Raw genomic sequence first — 20,164 nt, 5'->3', positions numbered from 1 at the left:
ATTCCCCCAGGAACGGGCCGTTCGACGTTTCCGGGAACGCCCGACGGTCGGAGATACACGGAGAACACGGGAACTTGTCGCTCTCTACAAAGCTGCGAGGGGCCAGCTCGGACCTGTCACGCAGGCACTTGAGGAATTCGTCCGTCCCTACACATCCCGAACAACCCGCTATGCGGGAATGCACTGGTCCCCACAACAAGACGAGGAGTCGAAGTGGCAGTTAGCCACAGGTCGAATTGCCTCGCTCGAACACGAACGATGGAGATTCAATGAGCGACTTTCTCAGCGCAGCCGGATTCTTGGACGGTCCGCGCAATAAGAATCAGATCCGCGCAGACGCGTGGAGGCGAGACGAGCGCATGGAAGAGCTTGCGAAGCTCGAAGCCTCCCACCCAGAGACTTTCGACCGTATGGGCATCTCGGCCCGCATGAGCCTCGGCTACTACCAGGATGACAAGGCGAATGCCGCCGCGCACGGGCGCGACGTGAACAAGGAAGGCAAGTAAGAATGACGACTGAGATCGAAAAGGCAGCCGAGCGGGTAGCGAAACTCCAGGCACAGGCGGAAAAACTTTCAGCACCGCTCGCCGACGCTCAGGCGCAGTTGCACGACGCCCAGGAAGCGGAAACGGCTCGGCGCGCTGATCGGGCTGCCACCTACAACCGGGGCGTTACCGAGTCCTGGCGGAAACGAGCGGAGGCCGCCGCCCGCTCCGGTGACGATGCGCACACGCGATTCGTCGCACTTCTCTCCGATGAGCCGTGGTTCGCGGCCTACGTCGAATACCGGGCAGCCCGCTACAAGCGGGGTCATGTCGTCACGGAGGCTCAGCGGGCACAGACCGCATTGGGCGAGCCGGTCACGGCACCCGAACAGCGTTGGTATGGCGCGGAGATCGTTGAAGAAATCACCAAGGAGATTGAGAGGCAGGCAGCCGAACAGGGCGCTGAGTTCGGCCGTGAACTGGACAAGGCGCGCGAAGCCTACGTGTCGGGGACGGACTGACCATGGCCACTGACGCGCTTGACCCCGGGCCGAACGGGGACTATCCGTACTTTCCGCGGGACGTCCAGGGACGGCCTATCTGGTCCGACGCGCAGACCGGAGAAGCCGACACCGGGACGTACATGCCGCGTGGAGTTCAAGCGGTACGTGGTCCTGCCAGCAGTGGGCGGGGCGTACTGGTGGACCTCACACCACGCCACGCAGACGGTACGGAGATAGACCCGCCGGTCATCCAGCCGGACGCTCCAACGGCTCTGTGAGGCTCTCCCACGCCTAGCAAGATGCCCCGGCAGTCTACGGACCGCCGGGGCACTCGCATGTCCGCACACGTTCGCCTGCGGCCTCAGCGCGCGACGGCACCACCAGCGTCCGGAGCCATGACGAAATGACGGTTAGACCTACTTTTTTGAATACACATAGAAAAATATAGAGAAAACCAAAACGGCATCCCGAACGTCATCCCGTCATGGCGAGTGCCCGACTCTCACCAGCTCTACCCGTGCACCACGCACCCGCCAAGGGCGGCCGCAGGGGTCGTGAGGCAGAGCGCTGGGAGGCCACACCGCCCACTAGTAACCACCCCTTGACCGGGGGCGCCGAACGGGGTTGCAAGCACGTGTGGTCTCCCCATGGTGTCCGGACCGGCCGAGCCGGCGAGGACGACCACCCGCCCGCATGACCCAATGGCAGAGGTGCGCCGTACCCAATCGGCAGAGTTCCCCGGTCCGAGTTCGGGGGCGGGTACTCGGCGGCAGGTCCGTGGGACGTAGCCCGCTGCTATGGCTAGGAGTGGTCGATGACGTTTCCGTTGGAGCAGTTGTTTTCGTGGTCCCCGACGTAGCCACCAGCACCGCTGAGCGCCGGAACGACGGCGACCTCTTGGAGGCAGACCACACCGGCAGTGAAGTTCCAGTTGTCGGCCGCGCTGATGGGCCCGTCGAAATTCGAGTCGTTGTCGGCGTGTGCGGGGGCAGCGAACGCGACACTGGCAAGGACCATTGCAGCGGCAGCGATGATTTTCTTCATGCCTCGAAAACGATCTACATGAAGCGGTGGCACGGCCGGTCACTCTTATGCCGGTATGAGAAAAGGGGGGTGCTTCTATCTGTTCGGTCAAGCTCTGTGGGCGTGGTCAGGCTGTTTGTTCGTGCCGGGGCTGGTAGAGGGTGCCGTCACGGAGCATCGCGAAGAGCACGTCGACGCGGCGGCGGGTGAGGCAGATGAGGGCTGCGTTGTGGCGTTTTTTCTCGGCGCGTTTCTTGTCGTAGTAGGACCTCGATTCGGGACTGCTGAGCGAGGCGAACGCGGCCAGGAACAGGGCCCGCTTGAGCTGCTTGTTGCCCCCGCGGGGCGGGCCTTCGCCGCGGATGGAGGTGCCTGATCGGTGTGTGGTGGGGGTCAGTCCCGCGTAGGAGGCCAGGTGGGCGGCGGTGGAAAAGGCGCTTGCGTCGCCGATCTCGGCCAGGATGCGGGCACCGGTCCTGACCGCGACCCCGGGCATGGAGGTCAGGACCTTCGCGAGAGGGTGGGCCCCCAGCAGCGCGGCGACCCGCGTTTCCAGCATCTCGCGGCGCTTGAGCGTGACGGCGAGAGTCTCCGCCCGGCCGGAGACGATCTCTGTCGCAGAGGCGGTGCCGGGAACCTCGACGGTCTGCTCGGCCAGCGCCTGGTTGATCTGCTTGGCCAGGTGGTCGGCACTGCGCATCCGCGGTGCGGCGGCCAGCATGACGTGGATCATCTGCTCGGTGCCCGCTTCGGCGAGCGCGGCCGGAGAGCCGAAGTCCTGCAGCAGGGCCAGGACGGCCGGGTGCCGCAGGCGTGGCCCCAGGACCCGTTCGAGGGCCGGATGGATCGAGGTGAGCAGTCCGCGCAGCCGGTTGGAGGTGCGGGTGGCGTCCCCGGCGAGGTCGTCGTCGTGTCCCAGGACCATGGTCAGCTCGGCCCGCACGCTGTCCTCGGGCTCGATGCTGTGCAGCAGGTGGGGCAGGGTGCGGGCGGCGTCGGCAATGACGTAGGCGTCGCGGGCGTCGGTCTTGCCGGTGCCGGGGTGCAGATCTGCCAGCCGGCGCATCGACAGGCCCGGCAGATAGGCGACCTCGCATCCACAAGCTCGGGCGACGGTGACCGCCAGGGTGCCGATGGAGGCCGGCTGGTCGACCACGACCAGGACCCTTCCCTTGCGTTGGAGGCGGGTGAACAACTGGCGCAGTGCCGGTTCGCCGTTGGGCAGCGGCTTGTCGACGGTGGCACGGCCATCTCGCAGCAGGGCCGTGCCGTGATGCTCCAGCTTGCCCACGTCCAGGGCGCAGAACACGTCGATCGAGGTGAAGTCGTTGCTGGTCACCGGGCTTTTCCCTCCCCGGAGTTGCAGCCGGTGGCCCACCGGGCACCGGAGATCGGCAGCCACATTACGCAGCCCTGCCGCAAGGCGGACACGCTTCCATCAGCGACCACCCGGTGCCGCCAGGACCGGCGGCAGCACCCCCCGGATCATCAACGACAGGGGCAAAGAGCCATACCGGCCCCGGAGGCCACGAGCCCAGTTCGGGCTCTACTCGGAAGGTAATGGGCGAGACCGTGCGCTGTATCGACTGTCAGCCCGGCAACGCACCGCGGACGCTGCGAGGAACACCATCAGGACTACGGTAAACGGGCTTCGGTCCGTGCTCGGCATGCTCGCCGCACCAACGTTCAACCCCTGTGTCGTGACTGTCACTTGGTTAAGACCACAGCGGAGTTCGGGGCCGCTCGCACCGCGTGATGCGCAGCTTTGAGCGACCCCACTTCCTCGCGGGTTCAACGATCCTGTTGGTTCCGCTGGTTGCGTTCTCTCCGGCGCTCGGCGCGGTCGCGCTGCCGCCCTTCGAGGAGCGCACGGCGATCCCGGCTGTGCTGGGGCCACGTACTACGCCAGAACATGAGCCCGCAGACGATGACGACTACGGCCAGAACTGCCCACCATGGGGCGTTCTCTGGCAGCTTGAACATGATGGTTGAGCCTTCCCGACCTGATGGGTCGGCGGGCTGTCTACGCAGCCAGTATGGCGCTCCCGAGCGCACGACTGTCGTAATGCCCGCCCCGGTGTGTGTTCACGGGGAAGGCAGAGTTCGGCCCTCGGGGGGAGATCTCTGGTGTTCGTTCAAGCGGGACGGGGGCCCACACGGGTACGTCATCGGCGGAGGGATAGCCAAGGAGCCGGGAGAGCAATCGCATCAGGACGCGCACCAGGAAGGCGAAGACCTGCGCAACCAACTCGGCCAGTGCTGCCAGAAACTCGCCGGCTGCCGTGCGGCGCTCAGCGGTGCCCTGTGCTGTGTGTAGAGCGTCGGCAGCTTGGCGCAGTCGACTGCGGGCCTCTCTGACGTGCCCGTAGCTCTTGCACTCCACTTGGACGGTGAGACCGCCGAGAGTGGCTTCCCAGTCGTACGGCGCAGCAGCGTCACTACGCGCTGACCGAACGTACTCTGTCGCCGCTTTGAGCATCCCTCCGGTACCCAACGCAGGGTCCGTTAAGCGCCCCGTCTGCCAGTCATCCGGCAGCTCATCCATGGCGAGGAGGCTTGCCAGAATTGCCGCGCGTGGGGTGTAGAAACCCTCCGTGTTCGGCATCGAACCTCCTTTGCTAGGACTCACCGAGACTGTACCGGCTGCCGCTGACAGCCCCTCGTGCGTCCGCTTCCCGTCACCGACCCACCCATCAGGGGCCCCGATGCTGCCCGCTGCAGTGGCGAGTGAGACGAGCCATGTGGGGATGCGCTGAATCGTCAAGTGGAGTCCGCCGCAGCGGAGTTCGAAACCAGGGGTTCGGTTCTCACCAGTCGTCATGGCGTTATCCCATCCCGACGACCAGGCGTCACGGCAGGGGGCGCGGACGTGAAACCTGTGAAATCTGCGGCCGAAACGTGAAAACCCGTGAAACCACGGCAGTCGAATGAACACCCCCCAACGTCAAGAGGTGCCCACATGCCCCGCAGACCCCGCCCCCCTTGCTCAGTCCCCGGCTGCCCGGAGCTAACCGCCCGTGGTGGCCGGTGCCCAACTCACGCCAAGGAAGCGGAAGCGGCTCGGGGCACGACCACGGCCAAGGGGTACGGCGTCCGATGGGAACGCATCCGTAAGCGCTACCTCTACGCGCATCCGTGGTGCGTGCTCTGCTCTCGCACTGCGACGGTTGCCGACCACTTCCCCGAGTCACGGCGTGCGCTGGTCGCTCGGGGCGAGTCCGAACCGGACGCATGGTCTCGTCTCCGTCCGCTGTGCACGACGTGCCATAACGGCGAGACCTCGAAGCACCAGCCCGGCGGATGGGCAGCCGAACGCGTCAAGCCGCTCCGCTCATGAGCTGGTGACCAGGGGGTGACCCCCCGAACCTCCCGAGAAAGAACGGCAGGGAGGCAAAAAACTCGCGTGGCTCATTTGAGCGTTTTAGTGGGGCAAAATTCTCGCTTAGCCTAACCCTGGTCAGAGTAAGGGGTGCCATTTTCATCTGCGACCTCTGCCAATGTCGCGGGCTGGACTTCGACTCGGAGCATGGGCCAGGGAGTTAGGCTGTCAGCACTCCCGCCCTTCAGCAGCATGTGTCGCACATAAGCGCCCACAAGGAACTCACGCTCAGCTAGGCGGCTGATGTACTGCTGAAGGGCCTTCTCTGCATCGCGATTCTCTCGGACGCTTACAAGATCCCCTGCTATGTCGAGAAAGTCTCTCAGTAGATCCATGAATTCGATGATCAAGTCTTCAACGTCATCGTTCAGATGGTCCGGTATCGCGTATTCAAACGTGACGCTTTCTTTGACCATGTTCCAGAGCGGGTTTCCGCGCGTGATCAGCTTTAGCATCTTGGGCTGAGGGAACAACGGATCGGGCACCAGCCTCAAGCGGCTTGCGTCGGCATCCATCACGGAACGCACCCACGCCTCATGTTCCGATTTGATGAGCCTGAGCCGCTCCACAGTGAAGTGGTTTGGCTGATCATCGACGCGTTTGTGATCATTGCTGCACAAGAGAATGAGGTTCGTGTGATGGTTAATCAGGTTCTCTGCGAGTCCTCCTGCCCGGGGACCGCCCTCTGAGCGGGCGACGATGTGTGCTTCCTCGCCAAATACTGAAGGGTCATCCGATGCAGTCCCAGATGTGATCACCTGCGCTTTACAGACGGCACAGAGCCCGCCAGCCTGGACCCACAAGATCTTTCGAGTCTTCTCTGAGATGCCCATCTTCAGCCTCGCAAGGAATGAATGCCTTTCGGCCCCGTACGCGCTGCCTTCTTGGTGGCCGGTATGGGGCTCTCAGCGTTTCTAGGGGGTCCTTCGCTAAAGGGCTGAGGTGTCGGCCGACTGAGGGGCTTATAGGTCGCCTAGCCGCTCACAACCACTGCTGCACGAAATCATCGTCGTAGTCTTCGTCACCATTCATCATGAAGATTGCACGACCCTGGTTCTCAAGCCCTTCTGCGCGCGCTAGGGCGCATTCTGCGCACCATTCTCCGCCGTGCAGGTCGTCGTATTCGCCCTCTCCTGTACCGGGCTCCGACTGGTATTGAGTTCGCGCCTCTGCGACGTCAAAGCTTGTCTCGCACTCAACACACTTCGCTTCGCCTTCCTGGTCCTCGGATGCGGCGCCGGGGAACGGAGACCAGGTTTCAACGCCCTCGGCGACGCGCTGCCTGGTGGCGAGGTGGATGAGCACGCCGGTCGTGACGACGAGGACCGCGCCGCCGATGGTGATGATCTTCTTCTTGTGCTTCTTGATCAGGTTCTTCACTTTCTCAGCGGCAGAGGGGGGCTCGTCGTCCTCGGAGGGAGGCTTAGCGGAGGAGTTCACCTGCACAGACCTACCGGACCCGCCCCTTAACTGTCCTGCAATCGCCAGACATTGAGTACGCCGAGGCACCCAACGGGCCGGGTCATCGTCACCCGCGCTAAATGTGGCTCATACCTGATGGTGCGTCAGTAACGCCGTTGGTGAGGTCCGCCCGGTGGTTGCCCCATGCCCCCTTGACGTTGATCACGCGCCGGGGCGAGGCTCGTGCAAGCACGTGCAACCGACTCGGTAGAGGAGCGCCCAATGGCCCTAAAGTTTCTGGGGATTTGGCCGAACACCCCGGACGACGGTTCACCCACCATCTGGCTTGACGACACGACCGGGGACTTGATCATCCAGTCATGGAAAGCCGATGACGCAACGATCCGTCAGGCTCAGGAAGTCGGCTCGGTGCCCGGCCATTCAACGGACGTGCCGGACCACGAGACCGTGATTCGGTTACCCGCGAACATGCTTCAGTTCATCCCGCGCCCGGACAGTGAGGTCAACGGTGGCAACAGCGGTACGTGAATGCCTTGCAAAGGCAGAACGCTCAGCGATACACCTTGAAATGCGGGACAGCTACATGCGGGATGACCCGGAATTCATCCGCTGGCAGGAAGGGCACCGATACGACCCGGCCGACCGCGAATCGTGGTGGCGTTCCTGGCTCGACGTAGTGGCAGAGTCGACGGCCCGAGGTGTGGTCATGCGCCGGTTGCGGGTGATCTCCGAGCCGCTGAGTGACTACGTCCGGTACGAGTACGACGGCACATTTACCAACGTCGCAGCGGGTGAGAACGTACGTTGGCTGCCTCGCGCATCGGCTCGTGACTTGCTGTTGCCGGCGCTGGATGGATGGGTCATGGATGAGGAAACCGTGATCCTGCATCACTTCAGCGGAGAGGGTCAGTGGACCGGGCCACGTATGGAAGTCGTGCACGATCCGGCGCTAGCGACGCAGTACGTCACGGCGTATGAGGCAGCGTGGGAACGGGCGACCCCTCACGCGGATTACCGGCCTGTCTGACGCATGGCCGTCTCCTCGTACTCCACTGCTCAGCAGGCCCGGCAGGCTCTCGCGGATCGTCTCGCGGAAATCTGCCGGGATGCTGGCCTTACCGGTGCTGATATCGCGGATCGCTGCGACTGGAGTAAGTCCAAGTCTTCCCGCATCATGAATGCCCGTACGCCCCCGTCCGCTGACGATATCCGGGCGTGGTGTCAGGCGTGCGGTGCCGACGATCAAACCGAGGATTTGATTGCCTCGCTGCGAACGGCCGAGGGAATGTGGATCGGTTGGCGTCGAATGGAGCGGGCCGGACTCAAACAGGCGCAGGAATCCCGCCTACCGTTGTATCAGCGCACCCGCCGTTTCCGCTCTTATTCCTCGTGGCTTGTGCCCGGCATGATTCAAACGCGTCCGTACACGACGGCTGCACTACAGGCAATTCAGCGTCGGCGCGGTTTGGTGGACGATGTGACCGAGGCAGTGGCCACGCGTATGGAACGGCAACGCGTGCTGTACGAGGGCGATCGAGAGTTCGCGTTCCTTGTTGAAGAGTCAGTGTTGCGCGCTGGTATTGGTGGCGCTGAGGTTATGGCCGGACAGCTGGGACACCTCGTATCAGTGGCTTCACTTCCCAACGTGAGTTTGGGAGTTGTGCCCATGACGCCGGACAGGGAGCGCTGGCCCGCCGAAGGTTTCTGGATTTATGACTCGACACAAGTCAACGTCGAATTAATCTCCGGGTACCTCACGATCACGCAACCCAGCGAGGTAGCCATGTACGCGGAAACGTTCGCCGAGTTGGCCGCGCTGGCCGTCCACGGGGCGAACGCTCGTGCGCTTATCTCGGCCGCCATGGACCGGCTGTCGTGATTGGTGTGCAACCTCGTGCAACCGGCTGGCAGTTGAGTTGTCGGCGTTCTTAGCGTGGTTGGCCAACGGACCACGCGAGGGGACGGCAGCATGACGGGGAAGACAGAGGCGGCGGACACCACTACGCGAATGATCGTGTCCAGCCATCCGACCCCGGAGATTCGGGCGACTCCGGCCAAGGGCTGCGACGTGTGCGGCGCGCTGGCGAAACAGTGGGATGAGGCAGGCGACCGAGACCTACTCATCGAAATCAACAACCACCCCCACGACCCGCCCAAGTTGTCTCGGTTGGCCGAGCTGAAGCGTGAGGGGGTGACGCTGACATGAGTACCCGCAACGGCCGTACGGGCGCTTTACCGGCCCCGGAGCTGGTGAGCCCCGCCGAGGACGAGATAGAGCCTGTGGCGGGGTGTCAGGGCTGTTACGACCGGGCCCAGGATCTGAACGCATCTCGGGTGAACGGCGACCGCGAGGCAGAAACGCAGCACGTCGAACGGCTACGCCGACACGTGGAGGTGTTCCACCGATGAGCGTTACCAGGGCAGATGTCGGCAAGACCGTGACGGACGGAGAGCGCACGGGGACTCTGGCCGATCTTGTGGACGGATACGAGGATGCGGCTACCCGTCTCCAAGTACCGGGACTCACCGCGTTCGTCCGGCCCGAGGGCGGGGGCATCGAGTGGACGGCAGACCCCGAGCAACTGATCCCCGCGTCATGAGCTGGAGATGGGCCGCCGCGATTCTCGGGTGGCTCACATGGTCAGCAGTCGTGACCTACCTAGTGGCGAGAATGGCCCCAGAAACCCCCTGCGGCCGGTGCCGTCAAACTCGGGCCGTAGGGAGACCGGGCCCCGTCGGTGCGCTGCCCCCGTGGCACGCCGACGGGGTTTTGCACGAGAGGGCAGCACCAAGCCCCGCGTCACCCCCAGCCCAGCTCATGCAGCCTCTCGTCCGGGATGCCGAAGTGGTGGGCGATCTCATGGACCACGGTCACGGCAACTTCGTCACGAACCAGCTCCCTAAAGGTGTCCGGCGGGATATCCTGCACCACGGTGATCTCGGTCTCCGCGACGACGTCCTCCCGGGAGTCGCACATCCGCAGCGTCGGCCCCCGGTAGATCGTGATGCGGTCCGGCAGGACCCCGGCGTACCACTCACCGCGGTCGGTCAGCGGAGTCCCTTCGTAGAGCCCGAGCAGCTCGGGATCGTCGGCGGGCGGTTCGTCCTCGACGAACACCGCGACGTTGTCCATGAGCCGCGTCAACTCGGGTGGAATCCGGTCGAGCGCCTCGGCCACCAGTTCCTCGAACTCTCCGCGCGTCATCTCCAGCACACGGCCATTGTCCGGCACGACCCCGCATATCCACCCGTCCACTTGGGCATACGGGAGCAATGGCCCGACCGTCCGCTGTCGCCATACGCCGAGCACTCCACCGGATACGGGATCCCCGCACCGCCTCGTCGGCCCTCGTGCACCACTACCGCTCGCGCCGCCGGCCGTCCCCGGCCCTGCTTCCGGACCACCCGCCGCATCCGCCCCACCCGTACATGCGCGCCCTCGGACTGGTCGCGGTCGTCCTGCTCGGCGCCTGGCTCGGCCTCCTGGTCGTCGGCAGCGTCCGCACTCCGGTGGGCCCGATGGACACCCGGATGACGCTGCGCCCCTCCGTCTCCGGCGGCACGAAGATCAACGTGTCGCCGCTCGGCGCCCTGGAGCTGGACTCCCACACCGCCCCCATCCGCCTCGACGTCGACGTGGACCGCCTCGACCCGATCCGCTCCCGCGCCCTCGTCGACCATCCGGAGCGCCTCTCGGGCCTTCAGGACGAAGTGGCCCGCGACGTCGAGCACGGCACCCTCGACCTGGCCGTCCGCTCCTGCGTGGCGGTGGTCTCCGGCGCGACGGCGCTCGGCCTCGCGGTCTACCGGCGCCCGCGCCGCGCCCTGGCCGCCGGCGGTCTGGCCCTCGCGCTCCTCGCGGCCTCGGGCGGAACCGCGTACGCGACCTGGAACCCGGACTCGGTACTGGAGCCGAAGTTCTCCGGCCTGCTCTCCTCGGCCCCTTCCGTGGTCGGCAACGCGCGCTCGATCGTCACCGAGTTCGACGTCTACCAAAGGGAGTTGGCCCGCCTGGTCACGAATGTCACCAAGCTCTACGACGTGACGTCCACGCTGCCCACGTACCGCCCCGACCCCTCCACGATCCGCGTCCTGCACGTCTCCGACATCCACCTCAACCCGGCGTCATGGAAGATCATCGCCTCGCTCGTGGAGCAGTACCGGATCTCGGTGATCATCGACACCGGCGACACCATGGACCACGGCTCGGCGGCCGAGAACGCCTTCCTCGACCCGATCAGGGGCCTGGGCGCGCCCTACGTGTGGATCCGCGGCAACCACGACTCGAGGACGACGCAGAAGTACCTGTCGTCCCGTAAGCGCTTCAAGAACGTGCGCGTGCTCGACGAGGGCCGGGCCGTGACGGTCGCGGGCCTGCGCATCGCCGGCACCGGTGATCCGCAGTACACCCCGGACCGCTCCACGCAGGACCTGGGCGACCCGGCCGAGCACATGGCGGGCATCCGCCTCGCGTCGGCGCTGCGCGACCAGCGGGCGGCGGGCACCCCGGTCGACATCGCGCTGGCGCACAACCCGACGGCCGCGCGCGAGACGGACGGGGCCGTGCCGCTGGTCCTGGCCGGGCACATCCACCGCCAGAGGATGGAGGTGCTGCCGCTGGGCACCCGGCTGCGCATCGAGGGTTCGACCGGCGGCAGCGGCCTGCGCGCGGTCGACGACAAGTACCCCGATCCGGTAGAGGCCTCCGTGCTCTACCTGGACAGCACCACCAAGCGGCTGCAGGCCTGGGACGAGATCAGGCTCGGCGGTCTGGGCCTGACGAAGGCCGAGGTCAGCCGCCATCTCCCGAAGGAGAACCGGCCGGGCGCGACCCCCTCGCCGGCCACCTCCGATTCCGCCTCCCCGGGGCCCCGGTAAACCGTTTTGGCGATAGCTCCCCGCATCCCATATGCTTCTCACGTCCCCGACGCGCTGCGAAGCGCCCAGGCGGGCCGATAGCCCTCATCGTCTAGCGGCCTAGGACGCCGCCCTTTCAAGGCGGTAGCACGGGTTCGAATCCCGTTGGGGGCACGCAAGATCGTGTGCAACACTGTTGCACGCAACAGCTTGGTCCTGTGGAGCAGTTTGGAGTGCTCGCCACCCTGTCAAGGTGGAGGCCGCGGGTTCAAATCCCGTCAGGACCGCTGAAGTTCCTCGTGGACTTCGTGGCTGGGTAGCTCAGTTGGTACGAGCGATCGCCTGAAAAGCGATAGGTCGCCGGTTCGATCCCGGCCCCAGCCACAGGAATTAGGCCCCGTCTCCGGACGGGGCCTATTGCGTTGTCCGGCCGGGGTCACACGGCAGCGGCGTGCAGCGGCTGGGTCCCGCGCCCGCCCGGATGCTTGTGCCGCCAGAACCAGAACAGGCCGCTCGACACCACCGCCCACCCGGCGAGCACCAGGAACGGGAACGCGTGCTGGTGCCCCTGGAAGTAGACCGCCGTGTGCTGCGCGTTCACCGACGCCCCCGGCGGCAGCCACTGCCCGAGCCGGCCGAGGAACGTGGGCAGCAGCGGCGGCGCCACCGCGCCGCCCGACGCCGGGTTGCCCACCAGGACGAGCAGCCCCCACGTCGGGATCATCGCCCAGCGGTGGAAGAACGTGTTGAACATCGTGAAGACCATTCCACAGCTGAACATCGTCAGCGCGAGGATCAGCCAGGACTCGACGAACGGCAGGTCGAGCGCGCCGAGCCCCCAGTCCACGACCGCGGCGACGGCGAACCCGCCGAACAGCGCGTAGACGATCGTGAACGCGATCCGCTCGGCCGGATTCAGCCCGCGCGCGTGGACGCTCAGCTGGATCGCCCCGACGAACCCGATGATCACGGCGGCCAGGGAGATGTAGAAGATCGCGAGCCCGCGCGGATCGCCCTTCTGCAGCGGGTTCAGGTCCTTGACGGTCACCGGGACGCCCGTCTTCTTGCTGACCACCGGCGCCGCCTCCTGGAACACCTGGGCGACGGACACCCCGGACGCGCTGGAGAGGTCCAGCTCGACCCGGGCCCCCTTGTCGCGCACGTCGAGCACCGCGAAGGCCCGCTGCTCGTCGATGGCCTGACGGGCGTCCGCCCGGGTGGCGTAGTGCTTCAGGTCGAGCTGCGCGTCGAGCGCCTTCTCCATCGCGCCGACGAAGGCACTGCGCCGCGCGGCGTCCGGCTCCCCGGTGACCGCCGTCGGAATGTCGTGCGGCGTCGGATTGGCCATGGAGTACGTGTACGAGGCCGCGAACAGCGCCGCCGCCGCGGCCAGGATGAAGATGAGCACGCACGCCGGCAGGAACGGCGACTTCTTGTACGAGGCCCAGCGCTCGGCCCCGCTCGGCGGGCGCCCGTGCTCACCGTGGGGCGGATGCGGGCGCGGCTGTTCCGGATCGGACAAGGAGGACATGTCTGAACGCTAAGGCAGGCATAAGAGACGTACACCCCGAAAAGGCACGCAGAGCGCCGAAAAGGCACGCGGAGCCTGAAAAGTCGCGGTGGCAAAACCGTTCGCCACGGATTTCCCGGAGGTGAGATCCTGGAGGACGTATGTCTACGCAGCCTGCCCCCGCCCTGGACGCCGTCGCGCGGCGCCTCTCCGAGCTGTCCCTCCGTGACGCGCACCGCCTGGGCCGAAGGCTCGAAGGGGCGCGCAAGATCCGTAAGCCCGAGGCGCGCGCCGCCGTGGTCGCCGAAATCGACGCCGAGGCCGCGAAGGCAGAGGTCCGTACGGCCGTCCGGCGTGAGCGCCGGGCCGCGCTCGATGTCACGTACCCCGAGCAGCTCCCCGTCAGCCAGAAGAAGGACGAGATCGCCGAGGCGATCCGCGACCACCAGGTCGTGATCGTGGCGGGCGAGACCGGCTCCGGCAAGACGACACAGATCCCGAAGATCTGTCTCGACCTCGGCCGGGGCGTGCGCGGCATGATCGGGCACACCCAGCCCCGCCGGATCGCGGCGCGTACGGTCGCCGAGCGCGTCGCCGACGAGCTGCACACGCCGCTGGGCGAGGCGGTCGGCTGGAAGGTGCGCTTCACCGACCAGGTCGACCAGGACGGCACGTTCGTCAAGCTGATGACGGACGGCATCCTGCTGGCCGAGATCCAGACGGACCGCGAGCTGCGCGCCTACGACACGATCATCATCGACGAGGCCCACGAGCGGTCCCTGAACATCGACTTCCTGCTGGGCTATCTGGCCCAGCTGCTGCCCAAGCGCCCGGACCTCAAGGTCGTCATCACCTCGGCGACGATCGACCCCGAGCGCTTCTCGCGGCACTTCGGGGACGCTCCGATCGTCGAGGTCAGCGGCCGTACGTACCCGGTCGAGGTCAGGTACCGGCCACTTCTGGAGGAGGAGTCGGACGACTCCGACCGCGACCAGATCACCGCGATCACGGATGCCGTCGAGGAGCTCCAGCGCGAGGGCAAGGGCGACATCCTCGTCTTCCTCTCCGGAGAGCGGGAGATCCGGGACACGGCGGACGCGCTGGAGAAGAAGAAGCTCCGGTTCACCGAGATCCTGCCGCTGTACGCGCGCCTCTCGCACGCCGAGCAGCACCGCGTCTTCCAGCGTCCCGGCGCGGGCACGGTCCACCGCATCGTCCTCGCGACGAACGTGGCGGAGACGTCCCTGACCGTCCCGGGCATCAAGTACGTCATCGACCCGGGCACCGCCCGCATCTCGCGCTACAGCCACCGTACGAAGGTGCAGCGGCTGCCCATCGAGGCGATCAGCCAGGCCAGCGCCAACCAGCGCAAGGGCCGCTGCGGCCGTACGTCCGACGGCATCTGCATCCGGCTGTACTCGGAGGACGACTTCCTCGCGCGGCCCGAGTTCACGGACGCGGAGATCCTGCGGACCAACCTCGCCTCGGTCATCCTCCAGATGACGGCGGCCGGCCTCGGCGACATCGAGAAGTTCCCCTTCATCGACCCGCCGGACCACCGGAACATCCGCGACGGTGTGCAACTGCTCCAGGAACTGGGCGCGTTGGACCCCAGCGAGAAGGACGCCCGCAAGCGGCTGACGCAGCAGGGGCGCAAGCTCGCCCAGCTCCCGGTCGACCCGCGCCTGGCCCGCATGGTCCTCGAAGCCGACAAGAACGGCTGCGTGCGCGAGGTCATGGTCATCGCGGCGGCCCTCTCCATCCAGGACCCGCGCGAGCGCCCCTCCGACAAGCAGGCGCAGGCCGACCAGAGCCACGCCCGCTTCAAGGACGAGACCAGCGACTTCCTGGCGTTCCTGAATCTGTGGCGCTACGTGCGCGAGCAGCAGAAGGAGCTCGGGTCCTCGGCGTTCCGCCGGATGTGCAAGCGGGAGTACCTGAACTTCCTGCGCATCCGCGAATGGCAGGACATCTATACGCAGCTGCGCACGGTCGCCAAGCAGATGGGCATCCATCTCGGCGAGGACGACGCCGCCGGCGACTCCATCCACATCTCCCTCCTCTCCGGCCTCCTCTCCCATATCGGGATGAAGGACGTAAAGGAGACGAAGGAGTCCGTCCAGAAGGACCCGAAGCAGCGCGAGCGGGGAGGCGGGCGCAATGAGTACATCGGCGCCCGCAACGCCAAGTTCGCGATCTTCCCCGGTTCGGCCCTCTTCAAGAAGCCACCGCGCTTCGTGATGTCGGCGGAGCTGGTGGAGACCAGCCGCCTGTGGGCGCGGGTCAACGCGAAGATCGAGCCGGAGTGGGTCGAGCCCCTCGCCGAGCACCTCCTGAAGCGCACGTACAGCGAGCCGCACTGGGAGAAGGACCAGGCGGCCGTGATGGCGTACGAGAAGGTGACGCTGTACGGCGTTCCGCTCGTCGCCCAGCGGAAGATCAACTACGGGCGGATCGACCCCGAGGTCAGTCGCGAGCTGTTCATCCGCAACGCCCTGGTGGAGGGCGACTGGCGCACGCACCACAAGTTCTTCGCCGCCAACCGGGCGCTCCTCACCGAGGTCGAGGAGCTGGAGCACCGGGCGCGGCGCCGCGACATCGTGGTCGACGACGACACCCTCTTTGACTTCTACGACCAGCGGGTGCCCGCGGAGGTCGTCTCCGGCGCGCACTTCGACTCCTGGTGGAAGAAGAAGCAGCGCGAGGAGCCGGAGCTGCTCGACTTCGAGCGGTCCATGCTCATCCGCGAGTCCGCGGAGGCCGTCACCAAGGACGACTACCCGGACGCGTGGCACCAGCGGAACCTGAAGTTCCGGGTGACGTACCAGTTCGAGCCGGGCGCGGACGCCGACGGCGTGACCGTCCACATCCCGCTCCAGGTCCTGAACCAGGTGACGGACGACGGCTTCGACTGGCAGATCCCGGGCCTGCGCGAGGACGTGGTGGTGGAGCTGATCCGCTCGCTGCCGAAGCCGATCCGGCGCAACTACGTGCCCGCACCGAACTTCGCGAAGGCGTTCCTGGACCGGGCCGTGCCCCTTCAGGAGCCGCTGCCGATGACGCTCGCGCGCGAGTTGCAGCGGATGGTCGGCGTCCCGGTGTCGGCCGACGACTTCGACCTGAGCCGCATCCCGGACCACCTGAAGATCACCTTCCGGATCGTCGACGAGCGGCGCCGCAAGCTCGCCGAGGACAAGGACCTGGAAGCCCTCAAGCTGCGGCTCAGACCGAAGGCGCGCCAGGCCATCTCCAAGGCGGCCGCGGCGACGGCCGAGCGCTCCGGCGGCGAGTCCGTCGAGCGCACGGGCCTGACCGACTGGACGCTCGGCACGCTCTCCCGCGTCTTCGAGACCCGGCGGGCGGGCCAGCCGGTCAAGGCGTACCCGGCGCTCGTCGACGACGGCGACACCGTCTCCGTACGCCTCTTCGACACCGAGGCCGAGCAGGCGCAGGCCATGTGGAAGGGCACGCGCCGGCTCATCCTGCGCAACATTCCGGTCAATCCCGGCAAGTTCGCCTCGGACAAGCTGAGCAACGCCCAGAAGCTGGCCCTGTCCGCGAACCCGCACGGCACCGTCCAGGCCCTCTTCGACGACTGTGCGATGGCGGCCGCGGACAAGCTGATCGCCGACTTCGGCGGCCCCGCCTGGGACGAGGAGTCGTACCGCAAGCTCTACGAGAAGGTGCGCGCGGAGATCGTCGACACGACCGTGCGGACGGTCGGCCAGGTGCAGCAGGTCCTCGCCGCCTGGCAGGCCTGCGAGCGGCGCCTGAAGGCCACGACCAGTCCGACGCTGCTGCCCAACCGGCAGGACGTGCGGACGCAGTTGACGGCCCTGGTGCACCCCGGCTTCGTGACGGGCACCGGTCTGCGCCGGCTGCCCGACCTGATGCGCTACCTCGTCGCGGCCGACCGGCGGCTCCAGCAGATGCCGACCGGCGTCCAGCGGGACACCACTCGCATGGAGAAGGTCCACGAGATGCAGGACGAGTACGCGTGGCTGCTCGAACAGCTGCCGCAGGGGCGGCCGGTGCCACAGGAGGTCCTGGACATCCGCTGGATGATCGAGGAGCTGCGCGTCAGCTACTTCGCGCACGCGCTGGGCACGGCGTACCCCGTCTCGGACAAGCGGATCGTGAAGGCGATCGACGCCGCCGCGCCGTGATCGTCCGCGCACCCCGGGTGAGTTCGACCGCTGGGCCTGCGCTGCTGTAGAGTCCTGTCTCGCAGCGCAACGCAGTAAAAGCGCAGCGAAACAAGGTCCTGTGGAGCAGTTTGGAGTGCTCGCCACCCTGTCAAGGTGGAGGCCGCGGGTTCAAATCCCGTCAGGACCGCAAGAGATGAGAAGCCCGCACCGTATCGGTGCGGGCTTCTTCTCGTATGCCCTCCCCTCGGCAGGCGCCCTTGACTGCGGCACGGCCCGTCGGTACGCCGGAACCAGGACCCGGGCGGGAGGCGAACGCATGGCCACACCCATACGACGGCACGAGACGCGCGCCCTGCTGCGCGCCCACCTCTCCGCCGCATCCGGTTACCGCCACCTCACCCGGCACTGCCCGATCTGCCACCGACTCCTGCATCTGGCCATGGATCCCGCCACAGAGGCCCAGGAGGGCCCCGAGAGCGCCTGGGAGGGCGACGGGGACGAAAGTCCCCAGCAGGGGTGACCAAAGCCGACCCACGAGGCCCTCGCGCGGTGGGACCCTGGAGACAGGCCCCTTCCGGCAACTCCTTTAGCGCACGGGTGACATGAGCAACAAGCTTCGCGGGGTGTGACGGGTGTCACCGAAGTAGTTTTGGAAACACCGTTTCTTACACCCTTCCTACAACTCCTCAATTTAATATGTGCAATTGCACCACTCTCACAGCTGCTACCCAGTTACCCCCAAGGGCCCGGCCAGAGACCTGCCGGAGACTGGGCCGAGGCTGGTCGGAGACCGAACCGGAGGCCCCACCGAAGGTCCCACCGGAGGTCCCACCGGAGGCCGACCAAGGGCCGATCAGGAGGCCGGCCCGGGGTCGGCCGGGCACAAAAAAATCGCGCTGGACCCGGCGGAGTCCAGCGCGATCGACGACGTGCCCGTGATGCAGTTGAGATGACGCTTCAGTGGGCGTGGGACCTGTTGGGGCAGGACCCGCGTCGTGTGGAGCAAGGGGTGGGCGCGACCCGGGCTGGGGGGCCCGAAACGCCCGGTATTACTGCGTTATGCGGTGCCTCAGGCCTCGCTGCGCTGCTGCGGAATGCCCGCAAGCAGTGCGCGGACCTCAGCCTCGCGGTAACGACGGTGCCCGCCGAGCGTACGAATCGACGTGAGCTTGCCAGCCTTTGCCCAGCGCGTGACCGTCTTCGGGTCCACGCGGAACATCGTGGCGACCTCGGCGGGGGTCAGCAGCGGCTCGGCATCAGGGGTGCGAGCGGTCATGAGCGGCCTCCTCGGGAGAACCGAACCTTCTCGGTTCTTTCCTTTAAATTCTGCACCTTGACCCGCGTTGCCCGAAATGGCGGACACGGGTCGAGTCGGTTATAGGACGAACGGCTTGTCCTCGGCACTACAACTACACCATCCGTCCAGCCTCGTCGGCCAAACCGATGGAATTGCCCTCCCAGGTGTTCATCAGCGACGGAAGCCGATGGACCATGCCATAGCGGACAGTCACGCCACAGTGACGATCAGTCACAGAGCGATCAGGAGTCGTCAGACCCCCCAGCGACAGTGCAATGCTGAGTAATCCATCCATGCATGCCCATGGATGGACATAGTTGGACGGAAGGAGCCCTCCCCGGACTCCTTGTCCTATTTTGGCACGAGGAGGGGCGATGGGCGCAAGGGTGAAGTTAGTGCAGTCCGTCACGCTTGAGCCAAAAGCCCGGATCGGGACGTAGGTCCCGAAGAGGCCCCCGAGGCCCGTCAGTTGGCGTGCCGCCTGTCCCGCACGGCCCGCCAGCGTTCCACGAGCCGGGCGTACGCCTCGCTCGCTCCGGCCTCGTCCCCGCGGCGCAGTGCCTCGATCCCTTCGGCGACGTCCGCCGCCGAGTGGTCCTCGTCGAGGAGATCCGGCGGCAGGATGTGCACGAGTCCGCCGTAGTCGAGCTCGACGTACGAGCGGGGATGGAACTCCTCGAGCCAGCGCCCCACGTCCACCAGGCCCTCGATCAGGGGCCCTTCCTCGACCGCGTCCCGCAGGGTCCTGAGGCCGCGCGCGACCCGGCGCCTCGCCTGGACCATCGGGGTGCGGTAACGAAGCCGGGGGCCCTCCCCCTCGCCGGCCCCGTTCGCATCGTCCCCATCGGCCTTGCCCTCGTACTCGCGCTCCTCGTCGGAGACGAGCACGAACCAGTTCAGCGGCACCTGCCACGTCGACGTACGGATCCAGGGCCTGGCGTCCGGATTGCGCTCCAGCCAGCGCTCGTAGTCGTCGGACGCCTGCCGCCGCACCACCGGCGGCAGCACCGCGTCCAGCACCGGGGCCGACAGCTCACCCGGCAGCTCGTCCAGGGCCTGCCAGCCGCGCAGCCGCGTACGCCACGGGCAGACGCACAGCACCCCTTCGGCCTCGATCACGAACGCGTCGTCGCTCTCGTGCACCGGCACCGGAATCGGCGGGGTGGGCAGCAAGTCGGCCAAAGAACGGCGTAGTTCGTCCTGGTACGAGGGGCGGCGCTCGCGCTTCGCGTACCGCTCCCAGTGGCCCCGCTCCGGCTGCGGAAAGGCCGCGAGGGGTTCGTACACACGGAGATACGACGCGTACGGAACGGTCACCGACGACACCTTGGGCACGGCTGCTCCCTCCCCCGCCCAACGGCTGGAAAACACTGCAAATCGTCCCACGGCGGGATCGGGCGGGACGGGGCGGGATTCGACCGTACTTCCGCCGCCCCCGGACGCGAGAGAGTGATCCTCGGCACTGCGGCCGTGGCGGGCCCCTACACGTTCTAATCTCTAGCGCACCGAACGACGGAAAAGCCCGCCACCCGCACGGGAT

19 protein-coding genes and 4 tRNA genes are annotated in these 20,164 nt (G+C 66.5%); 14 read left to right on the top strand and 9 right to left on the bottom strand.

Annotated elements, in window-relative coordinates; all coding sequences use genetic code 11:
• The first annotated feature begins 269 nt into the window (after positions 1-269).
• Together ABD366_RS39480 and ABD366_RS39475 are read left to right on the top strand one after the other, a co-directional pair.
• Positions 270-506: a hypothetical protein gene (locus ABD366_RS39480; protein WP_324774035.1), complete on the top strand. Its 237-nt coding sequence runs from the start codon at positions 270-272 to the stop codon at positions 504-506.
• A 2-nt stretch (positions 507-508) separates the two neighbouring features.
• Positions 509-1,006, top strand: coding sequence for a hypothetical protein (locus tag ABD366_RS39475; protein ID WP_324774037.1), 498 nt, complete (start codon positions 509-511; stop codon positions 1,004-1,006).
• A gap of 783 nt (positions 1,007-1,789) precedes the next feature.
• Here ABD366_RS39475 and ABD366_RS39470 read toward each other — a convergent pair.
• The 5 genes from ABD366_RS39470 to ABD366_RS39450 form a co-directional block, all read right to left on the bottom strand.
• The gene (locus ABD366_RS39470) at positions 1,790-2,032 is read right to left on the bottom strand and encodes a hypothetical protein (protein ID WP_324774039.1); all 243 of its coding nucleotides are present in this window, start codon (positions 2,030-2,032) and stop codon (positions 1,790-1,792) included.
• 106 nt (positions 2,033-2,138) lie between these two features.
• Positions 2,139-3,350, bottom strand: a complete 1,212-nt coding sequence (locus tag ABD366_RS39465) for an IS110 family RNA-guided transposase (protein ID WP_324774041.1) — start codon at positions 3,348-3,350, stop codon at positions 2,139-2,141.
• Between the two features lie 684 nt (positions 3,351-4,034).
• On the bottom strand, positions 4,035-4,616 hold the full coding sequence (locus ABD366_RS39460; RefSeq protein WP_324774043.1) for a hypothetical protein: 582 nt from the start codon (positions 4,614-4,616) through the stop codon (positions 4,035-4,037).
• 842 nt (positions 4,617-5,458) lie between these two features.
• The gene (locus tag ABD366_RS39455; RefSeq protein ID WP_324774045.1) at positions 5,459-6,223 is read right to left on the bottom strand and encodes an HNH endonuclease; all 765 of its coding nucleotides are present in this window, start codon (positions 6,221-6,223) and stop codon (positions 5,459-5,461) included.
• 148 nt (positions 6,224-6,371) lie between these two features.
• Complete coding sequence (locus ABD366_RS39450; protein ID WP_324774047.1) at positions 6,372-6,770, bottom strand: hypothetical protein; 399 nt, start codon at positions 6,768-6,770, stop codon at positions 6,372-6,374.
• A gap of 303 nt (positions 6,771-7,073) precedes the next feature.
• On the opposite strand from ABD366_RS39450, the gene ABD366_RS39445 reads away from it, so the two are divergent.
• From ABD366_RS39445 to ABD366_RS39425, 5 genes are all read left to right on the top strand, one after another.
• Positions 7,074-7,340 carry a hypothetical protein gene (locus ABD366_RS39445; protein ID WP_324774049.1) on the top strand — a complete coding sequence of 89 codons (267 nt, stop codon included), beginning with the start codon at positions 7,074-7,076 and terminating at the stop codon, positions 7,338-7,340.
• Positions 7,321-7,839 carry a DUF6879 family protein gene (locus tag ABD366_RS39440; RefSeq protein WP_344443403.1) on the top strand — a complete coding sequence of 173 codons (519 nt, stop codon included), beginning with the start codon at positions 7,321-7,323 and terminating at the stop codon, positions 7,837-7,839. Before ABD366_RS39445 ends, ABD366_RS39440 begins: the two co-directional genes overlap by 20 nt.
• Before the next feature lie 3 nt (positions 7,840-7,842).
• Entirely contained in the window at positions 7,843-8,691 is an 849-nt protein-coding gene (locus ABD366_RS39435; protein ID WP_324774053.1) for a helix-turn-helix domain-containing protein, read from the top strand.
• 90 nt (positions 8,692-8,781) lie between these two features.
• Positions 8,782-9,018, top strand: coding sequence for a hypothetical protein (locus tag ABD366_RS39430; protein WP_324774055.1), 237 nt, complete (start codon positions 8,782-8,784; stop codon positions 9,016-9,018).
• A 199-nt stretch (positions 9,019-9,217) separates the two neighbouring features.
• Positions 9,218-9,412 (top strand): hypothetical protein, encoded by a 195-nt coding sequence (locus tag ABD366_RS39425; protein WP_324774057.1) that lies wholly within the window; start codon positions 9,218-9,220, stop codon positions 9,410-9,412.
• Between the two features lie 200 nt (positions 9,413-9,612).
• On the opposite strand, the gene ABD366_RS39420 is transcribed toward ABD366_RS39425, so the two are convergent.
• Positions 9,613-10,026, bottom strand: a complete 414-nt coding sequence (locus tag ABD366_RS39420) for a metallopeptidase family protein (RefSeq protein ID WP_324774059.1) — start codon at positions 10,024-10,026, stop codon at positions 9,613-9,615.
• A gap of 59 nt (positions 10,027-10,085) precedes the next feature.
• Here ABD366_RS39420 and ABD366_RS39415 point away from each other — a divergent pair, with 59 nt between their 5' ends.
• The 4 genes from ABD366_RS39415 to ABD366_RS39400 all read left to right on the top strand — a co-directional run bounded on the left by ABD366_RS39415 (position 10,086) and on the right by ABD366_RS39400 (position 12,053).
• Positions 10,086-11,690 carry a metallophosphoesterase family protein gene (locus ABD366_RS39415; RefSeq protein ID WP_324774061.1) on the top strand — a complete coding sequence of 535 codons (1,605 nt, stop codon included), beginning with the start codon at positions 10,086-10,088 and terminating at the stop codon, positions 11,688-11,690.
• 80 nt (positions 11,691-11,770) lie between these two features.
• Positions 11,771-11,843, top strand: a tRNA-Glu gene (locus ABD366_RS39410).
• A gap of 38 nt (positions 11,844-11,881) precedes the next feature.
• Positions 11,882-11,956 (top strand) — tRNA-Asp (locus tag ABD366_RS39405).
• A 23-nt stretch (positions 11,957-11,979) separates the two neighbouring features.
• Positions 11,980-12,053, top strand: a tRNA-Phe gene (locus tag ABD366_RS39400).
• Between the two features lie 52 nt (positions 12,054-12,105).
• Here the strand turns inward: ABD366_RS39400 and ABD366_RS39395 are convergent.
• Positions 12,106-13,200, bottom strand: coding sequence for an ABC transporter permease (locus ABD366_RS39395; protein WP_324774063.1), 1,095 nt, complete (start codon positions 13,198-13,200; stop codon positions 12,106-12,108).
• Between the two features lie 140 nt (positions 13,201-13,340).
• Between ABD366_RS39395 and hrpA the strand changes: the two genes are divergently transcribed.
• From hrpA to ABD366_RS39380, 3 genes are all read left to right on the top strand, one after another.
• Positions 13,341-17,345, top strand: a complete 4,005-nt coding sequence (hrpA, locus tag ABD366_RS39390; protein WP_324774065.1) for an ATP-dependent RNA helicase HrpA — start codon at positions 13,341-13,343, stop codon at positions 17,343-17,345.
• A gap of 94 nt (positions 17,346-17,439) precedes the next feature.
• A tRNA-Asp gene (locus ABD366_RS39385) sits at positions 17,440-17,514 on the top strand.
• 129 nt (positions 17,515-17,643) lie between these two features.
• A complete protein-coding gene (locus ABD366_RS39380; protein WP_324774067.1) occupies positions 17,644-17,847 on the top strand; it encodes a DUF6274 family protein in 204 nt (67 codons plus the stop codon).
• A gap of 549 nt (positions 17,848-18,396) precedes the next feature.
• Here the strand turns inward: ABD366_RS39380 and bldC are convergent.
• Together bldC and ABD366_RS39370 are read right to left on the bottom strand one after the other, a co-directional pair.
• The gene (gene bldC, locus ABD366_RS39375; protein WP_003949541.1) at positions 18,397-18,603 is read right to left on the bottom strand and encodes a developmental transcriptional regulator BldC; all 207 of its coding nucleotides are present in this window, start codon (positions 18,601-18,603) and stop codon (positions 18,397-18,399) included.
• A gap of 486 nt (positions 18,604-19,089) precedes the next feature.
• A complete protein-coding gene (locus ABD366_RS39370) occupies positions 19,090-19,959 on the bottom strand; it encodes a DUF8083 family protein (protein WP_324774070.1) in 870 nt (289 codons plus the stop codon).
• Between the last annotated feature and the right edge of the window lie 205 nt (positions 19,960-20,164).

Source organism: Streptomyces kunmingensis (assembly GCF_039533535.1).
GTDB lineage: Bacteria > Actinomycetota > Actinomycetes > Streptomycetales > Streptomycetaceae > Streptomyces > Streptomyces kunmingensis.
This window is presented reverse-complemented; position numbering and strand designations above follow the sequence as displayed.

What these genes read in the sequence shown, in the direction of transcription:
- ABD366_RS39480 (WP_324774035.1), top strand. Translation starts at nt 270, where the DNA reads ATGAGCGACTTTCTCAGCGCAGCCGGATTCTTGGACGGTCCGCGCAAT.
- ABD366_RS39475 (WP_324774037.1), top strand. Translation starts at nt 509, where the DNA reads ATGACGACTGAGATCGAAAAGGCAGCCGAGCGGGTAGCGAAACTCCAG.
- ABD366_RS39470 (WP_324774039.1), bottom strand. Translation starts at nt 2,032, where the DNA reads ATGAAGAAAATCATCGCTGCCGCTGCAATGGTCCTTGCCAGTGTCGCG.
- ABD366_RS39460 (WP_324774043.1), bottom strand. Translation starts at nt 4,616, where the DNA reads ATGCCGAACACGGAGGGTTTCTACACCCCACGCGCGGCAATTCTGGCA.
- ABD366_RS39455 (WP_324774045.1), bottom strand. Translation starts at nt 6,223, where the DNA reads ATGGGCATCTCAGAGAAGACTCGAAAGATCTTGTGGGTCCAGGCTGGC.
- ABD366_RS39445 (WP_324774049.1), top strand. Translation starts at nt 7,074, where the DNA reads ATGGCCCTAAAGTTTCTGGGGATTTGGCCGAACACCCCGGACGACGGT.
- ABD366_RS39435 (WP_324774053.1), top strand. Translation starts at nt 7,843, where the DNA reads ATGGCCGTCTCCTCGTACTCCACTGCTCAGCAGGCCCGGCAGGCTCTC.
- ABD366_RS39430 (WP_324774055.1), top strand. Translation starts at nt 8,782, where the DNA reads ATGACGGGGAAGACAGAGGCGGCGGACACCACTACGCGAATGATCGTG.
- ABD366_RS39425 (WP_324774057.1), top strand. Translation starts at nt 9,218, where the DNA reads ATGAGCGTTACCAGGGCAGATGTCGGCAAGACCGTGACGGACGGAGAG.
- ABD366_RS39415 (WP_324774061.1), top strand. Translation starts at nt 10,086, where the DNA reads ATGGCCCGACCGTCCGCTGTCGCCATACGCCGAGCACTCCACCGGATA.
- ABD366_RS39395 (WP_324774063.1), bottom strand. Translation starts at nt 13,200, where the DNA reads ATGTCCTCCTTGTCCGATCCGGAACAGCCGCGCCCGCATCCGCCCCAC.
- hrpA (WP_324774065.1), top strand. Translation starts at nt 13,341, where the DNA reads ATGTCTACGCAGCCTGCCCCCGCCCTGGACGCCGTCGCGCGGCGCCTC.
- ABD366_RS39380 (WP_324774067.1), top strand. Translation starts at nt 17,644, where the DNA reads ATGGCCACACCCATACGACGGCACGAGACGCGCGCCCTGCTGCGCGCC.
- bldC (WP_003949541.1), bottom strand. Translation starts at nt 18,603, where the DNA reads ATGACCGCTCGCACCCCTGATGCCGAGCCGCTGCTGACCCCCGCCGAG.